Consider the following 8,142-nt stretch of genomic DNA (forward strand, 5'->3'; position numbering starts at 1 on the left):
CGATTCCCGCCGGTGGCGCCGGCTTTTTTCTGATTGCTGAAATATGTGGCAGAACCGGAAGTCAACGGGAAGTCACGTTGCGGTGAAATTTTGCCGTTGCAGCCGCAGGTAAGGCCGCAATAGGAGAGGACGCTGCATTTCATCGCGCGGTTCGATTCGGGGATGGCATCATCGTCATGTGGCAAACTCTCCTGACCCCGATCGATCTCTATTGCGAGCGAACCGGCCCGGGACTTTGGGCAGAGCCGGCCAATGCTTTGACCAACCTGGCTTTCATTGCCGCGGGATTATGGGGCGTGCGGGAAGTGTGGCGGCTGCAAGCCGGCACCTTCGCCGAGCTGCTGGCCTGGTGGGTGGTAGCGATCGGCATCGGCTCGACCATCTTCCATACCTTTGCGACCAGGGGCACGGTCTGGGCCGACGTGCTGCCGATCGCCGGCTTCACGCTGGCCTATACGCTGTTCAACCTGCGCCGGTTTCTCGGCATGAAATGGGGCGCCGAAGAGGGCAGTAGGGCAGTAGGGCAGTAGGGCAGTAGGGAGCCACCTTCCTTGCCCTACTCCCTTACTGCCCTATTCCCTTGCTGCTTTAAGCAGCCAAATCGCGCAGCACGTACTGCAGAATGCCGCCGTTCTTGAAGTAGTCGAGCTCATCCAGCGTATCGATACGGCAGATGATCGGCACGTTCTTCACCGCGCCGTCGCCGCAGGTGATCTTGGCGATCATCTTCTGGCGTGGCTTGATGGCATCCAGCCCGTCGATCTCGACCAGCTCGTCGCCCTTGAGGTTGAGCGAGGCCCACGAAGTGCCTTCCTCGAAGACAAAGGGGATGACGCCCATGCCGACCAGGTTCGAGCGATGGATGCGCTCGAACGACTGCGCGATGACCGCGCGGACACCAAGGAGATTCGTTCCCTTGGCCGCCCAGTCGCGCGACGAGCCGTTGCCGTATTCGACGCCGGCGAAGATGACCAGCGGCACGCCTTCCTTCTTGTACTCCATCGCGGCGTCGTAGATCGATTCCTCTTCCTTCGACGGGTAGTGGATGGTGTAGCCGCCCTCGCGGCCGTTCTCGCCCAGCATGTGATTGCGGATGCGGATGTTGGCGAAGGTCCCGCGCATCATCACTTCATGATTGCCGCGCCGTGTGCCGTACTGGTTGAAGTCGGCGACGCCGACGCCATGGTCGGTGAGGTATTTGCCGGCCGGCGAGGCGGCCTTGATCGAACCCGCCGGCGAAATGTGGTCGGTGGTGATCTTATCGCCGAACAGGCCAAGCACGCGCGCGCCCTTGATGTCGCCGATCTTGCCGAACCCTGCGGTCATGCCGGCGAAATAGGGCGGGTTCTGCACATAGGTCGAATTGTCGTCCCAGGCATAGGTCTGGCCTTCCGGCGCCTTGACGTTCTGCCAGTACTCGTCGCCCTTGAAAACGTCGGCATATTTGCGGGCGAACAGCTCGCGGGTGACGTTCTTCTCGATGAACTCCTGGATCTCGGCCGAACTCGGCCAGATATCCTTGAGGTAGACCGGATTGCCGTTTCTGTCCTCGCCGAGCGGCTCGGTGGTCAGGTCCCTGGTGACGGTTCCGGCGAGCGCATGCGCCACGACCAGCGGCGGCGAAGCGAGATAGTTCGCCTGCACGTCGGGCGAGACGCGGCCTTCGAAGTTGCGGTTGCCGGACAGCACCGCGGCAGCGATCAGACCCTTGTCATTGATGGTCTTGGAGATCGGCGCCGGCAGCGGGCCGGAATTGCCGATGCAGGTGGTGCAGCCGAAGCCGACCAGGTTGAAGCCGATCTGGTCGAGCTCCTTCTGCAGGCCGGATTTCTCGAGATACTCGGCGACCACCTGGCTGCCCGGCGCCAGCGAGGTCTTCACCCACGGCTTCTGCTTCAGACCCAGGCGGTTGGCGTTGCGGGCGAGCAGCCCGGCGCCGATCAGCACGCTCGGGTTCGAGGTGTTGGTGCAGGAGGTGATGGCGGCGATGACGACGTCGCCATGGCCGAGATCATGATCGGTGCCTTCGACGGCATAGCGCCTGGAGATTTCAGCCGCCTTTTTGTATTCGGTCTCCATCGCCTTGACGAAGCCGGCCGGAATGCCTTCGAGCGCGACGCGGCCCTCGGGGCGCTTGGGGCCGGCCATCGACGGCACGACCTCGCCGAGATCGAGTTCGAGCAGGTCGGTGAACACGGGGTCCGCCGAACCCTTGTCGCGCCACATGCCTTGCGCCTTGGAATAGGCCTCGACCAGCGCGATGCGGCTTTCCTCGCGGCCGGACATGGTCAGGTAGCGGATGGTCTCCGAATCGACCGGGAAGAAGCCGCAGGTGGCGCCATATTCGGGCGCCATGTTGCCGATGGTGGCGCGGTCGGCCAGCGTCATGTTGGAAAGGCCGGGGCCGAAGAACTCGACGAACTTGCCGACGACGCCCTTCTTGCGCAGCATCTGGGTGACGGTGAGCACGAGATCGGTTGCCGTGACGCCTTCCTTCAGCTTGCCGGTGAGACGAAAGCCGATGACCTCGGGCAAAAGCATGGAGACAGGCTGGCCGAGCATGGCCGCCTCGGCCTCGATGCCGCCGACGCCCCAGCCGAGCACGCCAAGGCCGTTGATCATCGTGGTGTGCGAATCGGTGCCGACGCAGGTGTCGGGATAGGCCGATATTTCGCCGTCTTCGGTGTTGGTCCAGACGACCTGGCCGAGATATTCGAGATTGACCTGGTGGCAGATGCCGGTGCCGGGCGGCACGACGCGGAAGTTGCGGAACGCCTGCTGGCCCCATTTCAGGAACTTGTAGCGTTCCTCGTTGCGCTCATATTCAAGCTCGACATTGCGAGCGAATGCCATCGGCGTGCCGAACTCGTCGACGATGACCGAATGGTCGATGACGAGGTCGACGGGAACCAGTGGGTTGATCTTCTGCGGATCACCGCCCAGCGAGGCCATGGCATCGCGCATGGCCGCAAGGTCGACCACGGCCGGAACGCCGGTGAAATCCTGCATCAGCACGCGAGCCGGGCGATAGGCGATCTCGACGCCGGCGGTGCCCCTGTCGGTCAACCAGCCGGCAACCGCCTGGATGCTGTCCTTGGTGACGGACCGGCCGTCCTCGTTGCGCAACAGGTTCTCCAGCAGCACCTTCATCGAATAGGGCAACTGGGCAATACCGGTGAGGCCGTTCTTCTCGGCCTCGATGAGATCGAAATAGACATAGTCCGCGCCGCCCGCGGTCAGGGTGCGGCGGCAATTGAAACTGTCGAGGGATTTTGACACGTGCGATCCGTCCTTGTCTGTTCAGCCTGAAAGGGAACGGACGCCGATGGCATGCAATCACGCGCAAAGGTGCGGGTACGGCCATTTCCGCTGTCCGCTCCCAAGCAACCCGAGCCGTTCAAGGCGGCGCGTGCGCTGGTTCGGCGCTAATTCTGATCCCGTGCCGACCGCTGGCACGGATGCACCGCATATAGAGAATTTTCTGGAATAGTTCTAGACAGTTAAAAAGCAAATTTGTGCGATGCGGCAGCCGCCGCGACGCACTGGTTCCAGGGCAGGCAGGAATGCGGCTTATCGCCGAAAATCTAGGCGGCGAACGCGGCGGCGAGACGGTGTTTTCCGGCATTGGCTTTGCCCTCGATCGGGGCCAGGCGCTTGTCGTGACCGGGCCGAACGGGTCAGGCAAATCGACCTTGCTCAGGATCGTCGCCGGACTGCTGCCGAAGGCTGAGGGCCGCCTGCTGATCGAGGGCGGGGGTGATGAATTTCCGTCGATCGCCTCGGCCTGCCACTATCTCGGCCACCAAAACGCGATGAAGACGGCGCTCAGCGTTACGGAAAACCTGCGCTTCTGGCGCGACTTCAACGGCCGTGGATCCGTCGGCGTCGAAGCGGCGCTGGAGACCGTCGGGCTTGATGGCATCGGGCACCTGCCGTTCGGCTATCTCTCGACCGGGCAGCGGCGCCGCGCGGCGATCGCCAAGCTTCTGGTCAGCCACCGGCCCTTGTGGCTGCTCGATGAGCCGACGGCCGGGCTGGACAAGGCTTCGGAGGCGCGGTTTGCGGGGGCGATGGCGAGGCATATCGAGGACGGAGGGATCGTGCTTGCGGCCACGCATCTGCCGCTGGGATTGGAAGGGGCGACGGAACTAAGAATGGGACAGGCGTCTTGATGCAAGCACCCTACGGCGCCCCCCTCTGTCCTGCCGGACATCTCCCCCTCAAGGGGGGAGATTGGCTGTTGCCTCGGCTTTCGCTCATGACAACGGTTGGAAAATTGGTGCAACGCCGAAGCTGCCAATCTCCCCCCTTGAGGGGGAGATGTCCGGCAGGACAGAGGGGGGTACCCGGGCGAAGGCATCTCCAATCATGGTAGCCCTCTTCCTCCGCGATATCCGCCTCAACATCCGGGCCGGCGGCGGCGCATTGACTGGCGTCATCTTCTTCCTCGCCGTGATCGCCACCATTCCGTTCGGGGTCGGGCCGGACCTCAAGCTGCTTGCCCGCATCGGACCGGCGATCCTGTGGGTCGGCGCACTGCTTTCCTGCCTGCTCGGGCTCGACCGGCTGTTCCAGGCCGACCGAGAGGACGGCTCGCTCGATCTTTTGGTGCTCGGCAACGACCGGCACATGCTGGCGCTGACTGTGCTGGTGAAATGCCTGGCGCATTGGGCCGGCAGCGTCTTGCCGCTGGTGGTCGCCGCGCCCCTGCTCGGCCTGTTCATGAACATGGAGCCGCTCGCCATCGGCGCAACGGCGCTGACGCTGCTGGTCGGCACGCCGGCGATCACCTTCATCGGGGCGGCCGGTGCTGCGGTGGCGGTGGCGCTGCCGCGCGGCGGGCTGCTGATCTCGGTGCTGGTGCTGCCGGTGACGATACCGGTGCTGATTTTCGGCGTTTCGGCGAGCTATGGCGCGACCGCCAATCCCGATCCGTTTCTGCAGCCCTTCCTCATTCTTGCCGCGCTGACGCTGTTTCTTAGCGTGCTGGGGCCGGTATCGGCGGCGCTGGCGCTGCGTCATGGAACGGATTGAGCGATATCAAGGCTGGTCGCCGCGTGGCGACGGTATAAGCCCGCCGGCTGCGGCGCGGCGGCCGATTGCGAAGCGGCGCAGGCGCCGTTAAGGGAAGGTATGATCGAGCAAGGCGGAAGGATGCGGCTGGAGAGAAGGATGTCGAGGGAGCGGCAGGCATGAGCGCGCATGCACTCTACGTTACCGCTGCTTACGCGATCACCGCCGTGGCGTTGGCCGGGCTGATCGGTTGGATCCTGCTCGACCAGCGCGCGCGGAAGCGCGAACTCGCCGAACTCGAAGCGGCCGGCGTTCGCCGCCGGTCCGACAAGGCGGCCCAATCATGAGCATGGAAACGGAAACGCCGTCGCCGACCCGTCGCCGCCTGTTCGTGCTTTTGCCGCTGCTGATCTTTCTCGGCCTGGCGGGCCTGTTCCTGTCGCAGCTTCTGTCGGGGCGCGACATTTCGGAGGTGCCGTCTGCGCTGATCGGCTTGCCGGCGCCGCAGACCAGCCTGCCGGCGCTGGAAGGCTCAAACCTACCGGGGCTCGATTCGAAAGCCTTCGCCGGCAAGGTCACGCTGGTCAACGTCTTCGCGTCATGGTGCGCGCCATGCCGCGAAGAGCACCCGGTGCTGCTGGGCCTGGCGCAGGACAAGCGGTTCGTGATGGCGGCGTTGAACTACAAGGACCAGCCGGAAAACGCCCGGCGCTTCCTGGGCGATCTCGGCAATCCCTTCCAGGCGATCGGCGTCGATGAAGCCGGCCGCGCGGCGATCGACTGGGGCGTCTACGGCGTGCCGGAAACTTTCGTCATCGGCAAGGACGGCAAGATCGCCTACAAACATGTCGGCCCGCTGACGCCGGACTCGGCGCGGACGCTGCTGCTGCCGCAAATCGAGAAGGCGCTAGCGGCATCCGACTGACGTGCGGCGACACGGATGGTCTTGGCTCCGCCATGGGTTAGTGCAGCAAACTGGTCCGATTTTTCCGGGCCGAGAACGGCTCGCATCTTGTAGGGGAGCGGTGCTTTCACCACATTTTGCCTCGCGGACGTGCGCCAGGAGGCGCTTGAGCCGCGCAAGGAGAGGTTGATGGCGCAAAGACCCGGGTTCGATTTCTTCGGCTTTGGCGACAGGCTGGGCGGGGAGAGCGAAGTGCGCGAGAAGTTCTGGCGCACCGCCAAAAGGGCCGCGCGGCAGATTCCGTTCATGGAAGACGTCGTCGCCGCCTATTACTGCGCCATGGACAAGAACACGCCGCTGCGCGCGAAGGGCATCCTGGTGGCGGCGCTCGGCTATTTCGTCCTGCCGGTGGACCTCATCCCCGACTTCGTGTTGGGACTTGGCTTCACCGACGATATCGCCGTGCTGACCGCCGCGATCACGGCCGTCCGCGCTCACATTACGCCGGCGCATCGGGCGGCTGCCAGGAACGCCATTGCCGACAAGGGCTGAGCCGGTGCGGTGGAAGGATTGGACGAGGGCTCAGCTCTGCCGTTCAGACCCACCGCCGCACCCGGGCCTTATAGGCATGATAAGCATCGCCGAATTTCCGCTCCAGATAGTGCTCTTCCCGCGCGATGACGCCGGCATTGATCACCCACAGCAGCGGGACGACCAACACGATGGCCCAAAAACTTCCGGCCGCGACGCCCAATCCCAAATAGACAAGGGTCGCCCCCAGGTAAAACGGATTCCTGGTTCGGCGGTAGATGCCGTCGACAACCAGCGCCGTCGTCGGCAGGGTCGGTGGGATATTGGTGCCGGCGGCGTGAAAGCGCCCCGCCGCCATGAAGATGATGACAAACCCGCACGCCGCGAGCACGGCCCCGCCCAGATAGCGGGCGGGCGCCTGTGCAGCCAGGACCGGGAGCGGAATGACCGTCTCTAGAACCACTGCCACCACCAGGAAGCCGAGAAAGATCAAAGGCGGCAGCGCAATGACCCCGGCCACATCCGGTGCGCGCGATCCGCTCTCCCCATCATCCAGTCGCGGCATCGCCGCAGCACCGGCGGCCGCTGCCCGCATGGCAACACGAATGCCGAACGCGATCGACAGGACGACAACGCTGCCCGCCAGTATCAGGACCGTCTCGGAAATGGCCATGACCCAATCTCCCATACGCTGCCGATGAGGCTGCCCAGGCTGGACGCCTTGGAAGTGCCTTGGATACGAACATGGGCATCCTACCGCCTGGAGGGAAATTCGTCACGTGTCTCGGAAGTTAGGATGGCCGCGGGGCACGGCTGAAAAGTCAAACTCTTGCCGCTTTCGTGGCCTCCAAGTCGCCGAAGGGACGTCGCGCCAGCCGCTTGCAAGGCGACGGCGCGGGAATGGTGGCGGTTTCCTGGGGTGCAGGTCCTTTTCTCAAAGGAAATTCACCGTTTGGTAACCCAGATTAAATCAAAATGAAGCGACGGGCAGGACGCAAGGCGGCCCGCCTCCGCACCTTTGGAATACGGGAAAAGCGATGCGCGGATTGATTGCTATAGTTTCGAGCCTGGCCCTGATGGCCGCGGCGGCGCCGGCGCTGGCGCAGTCGGCGACCAAGATCGGCCAGCACAATGCCTGGGGCACCTACAGCTACCAGGCCTCGGGCGGCAAGGTCTGCTATGTCCTGACCGTGCCGACCGACAAGCAGCCGCCGACGCTCGACCACGGCGACATGTTCTTCTTCGTCAGCCAGCGGCCAGGCCAGCAGGTCTCCTACGAGCCTCAGTTCATCGCCGGCTACAACTTCCAGGAAGGCTCCAAGGCCACCGTCACCATCGACAAGAAGACGTTCTCGATGTTCACCCGCGGCAAGTCGGCCTGGGTCGAGAACGCCGCCGAGGAGCCGGTGCTGATCGCCGCCATGAAGACCGGCAGCGACATGAAGGTTTCCGCGAAGTCCGGCCGCGGCAACCCCACCTCCTATGTTTTCTCGCTGAAGGGCATTTCGGCGGCGCTGACGTCGATCGCCAAGTGCAAATAGGCGAAACTTCGTCTTGACTGACAGGCCGGGCCGCAAAGCCCGGCCTTTTGTTTGTGTGCCGAGCATGATCGACAGCTCGGAGGTGTAAGTCCTCTACCCAGCCTGATGGCGGCGAAGGGTTAGCGAAGCGCAAGGGCGTCGTCGTGAGGCGGG

At 63.9% G+C, this 8,142-nt stretch carries 8 protein-coding genes and 1 pseudogene; 7 read left to right on the forward strand and 2 right to left on the reverse strand.

The annotated features are described in order from the left end of the window. Nucleotides 1–176 precede the first annotated feature (176 nt). Nucleotides 177–497 (forward strand): annotated as a pseudogene (locus tag NKI49_RS29845) (ceramidase domain-containing protein); the annotation flags it as partial. A 91-nt stretch (nt 498–588) separates the two neighbouring features. Here the strand turns inward: NKI49_RS29845 and acnA are convergent. Further along, nucleotides 589–3,279, reverse strand: a complete 2,691-nt coding sequence (acnA, locus tag NKI49_RS29850) for an aconitate hydratase AcnA (RefSeq protein WP_352602588.1) — start codon at nt 3,277–3,279, stop codon at nt 589–591. A gap of 284 nt (nt 3,280–3,563) precedes the next feature. Between acnA and ccmA the strand changes: the two genes are divergently transcribed. The 5 genes from ccmA (at nt 3,564) to NKI49_RS29875 (ending at nt 6,469) form a co-directional block, all read left to right on the forward strand. Next, nucleotides 3,564–4,172: a heme ABC exporter ATP-binding protein CcmA gene (gene ccmA / locus NKI49_RS29855; RefSeq protein ID WP_352602586.1), complete on the forward strand. Its 609-nt coding sequence runs from the start codon at nt 3,564–3,566 to the stop codon at nt 4,170–4,172. Nucleotides 4,173–4,368: 196 nt separating this feature from the next. Beyond that, complete coding sequence (ccmB, locus tag NKI49_RS29860; RefSeq protein WP_352602583.1) at nt 4,369–5,034, forward strand: heme exporter protein CcmB; 666 nt, start codon at nt 4,369–4,371, stop codon at nt 5,032–5,034. A gap of 158 nt (nt 5,035–5,192) precedes the next feature. Further along, nucleotides 5,193–5,360, forward strand: coding sequence for a heme exporter protein CcmD (gene ccmD / locus NKI49_RS29865; protein WP_027027216.1), 168 nt, complete (start codon nt 5,193–5,195; stop codon nt 5,358–5,360). A 2-nt stretch (nt 5,361–5,362) separates the two neighbouring features. Further along, nucleotides 5,363–5,938: a DsbE family thiol:disulfide interchange protein gene (locus NKI49_RS29870; RefSeq protein WP_502899523.1), complete on the forward strand. Its 576-nt coding sequence runs from the start codon at nt 5,363–5,365 to the stop codon at nt 5,936–5,938. Nucleotides 5,939–6,106: 168 nt separating this feature from the next. Beyond that, nucleotides 6,107–6,469 carry a YkvA family protein gene (locus tag NKI49_RS29875; RefSeq protein WP_352602579.1) on the forward strand — a complete coding sequence of 121 codons (363 nt, stop codon included), beginning with the start codon at nt 6,107–6,109 and terminating at the stop codon, nt 6,467–6,469. A gap of 43 nt (nt 6,470–6,512) precedes the next feature. On the opposite strand, the gene NKI49_RS29880 is transcribed toward NKI49_RS29875, so the two are convergent. Next, entirely contained in the window at nt 6,513–7,121 is a 609-nt protein-coding gene (locus NKI49_RS29880; RefSeq protein ID WP_352602577.1) for a methyltransferase family protein, read from the reverse strand. Nucleotides 7,122–7,485: 364 nt separating this feature from the next. Between NKI49_RS29880 and NKI49_RS29885 the strand changes: the two genes are divergently transcribed. Further along, entirely contained in the window at nt 7,486–7,989 is a 504-nt protein-coding gene (locus NKI49_RS29885; RefSeq protein ID WP_352602575.1) for an invasion associated locus B family protein, read from the forward strand. The last annotated feature ends 153 nt before the right edge of the window (nt 7,990–8,142 follow it).

This window comes from Mesorhizobium sp. M0587 (assembly GCF_040320945.1).
GTDB lineage: Bacteria > Pseudomonadota > Alphaproteobacteria > Rhizobiales > Rhizobiaceae > Mesorhizobium.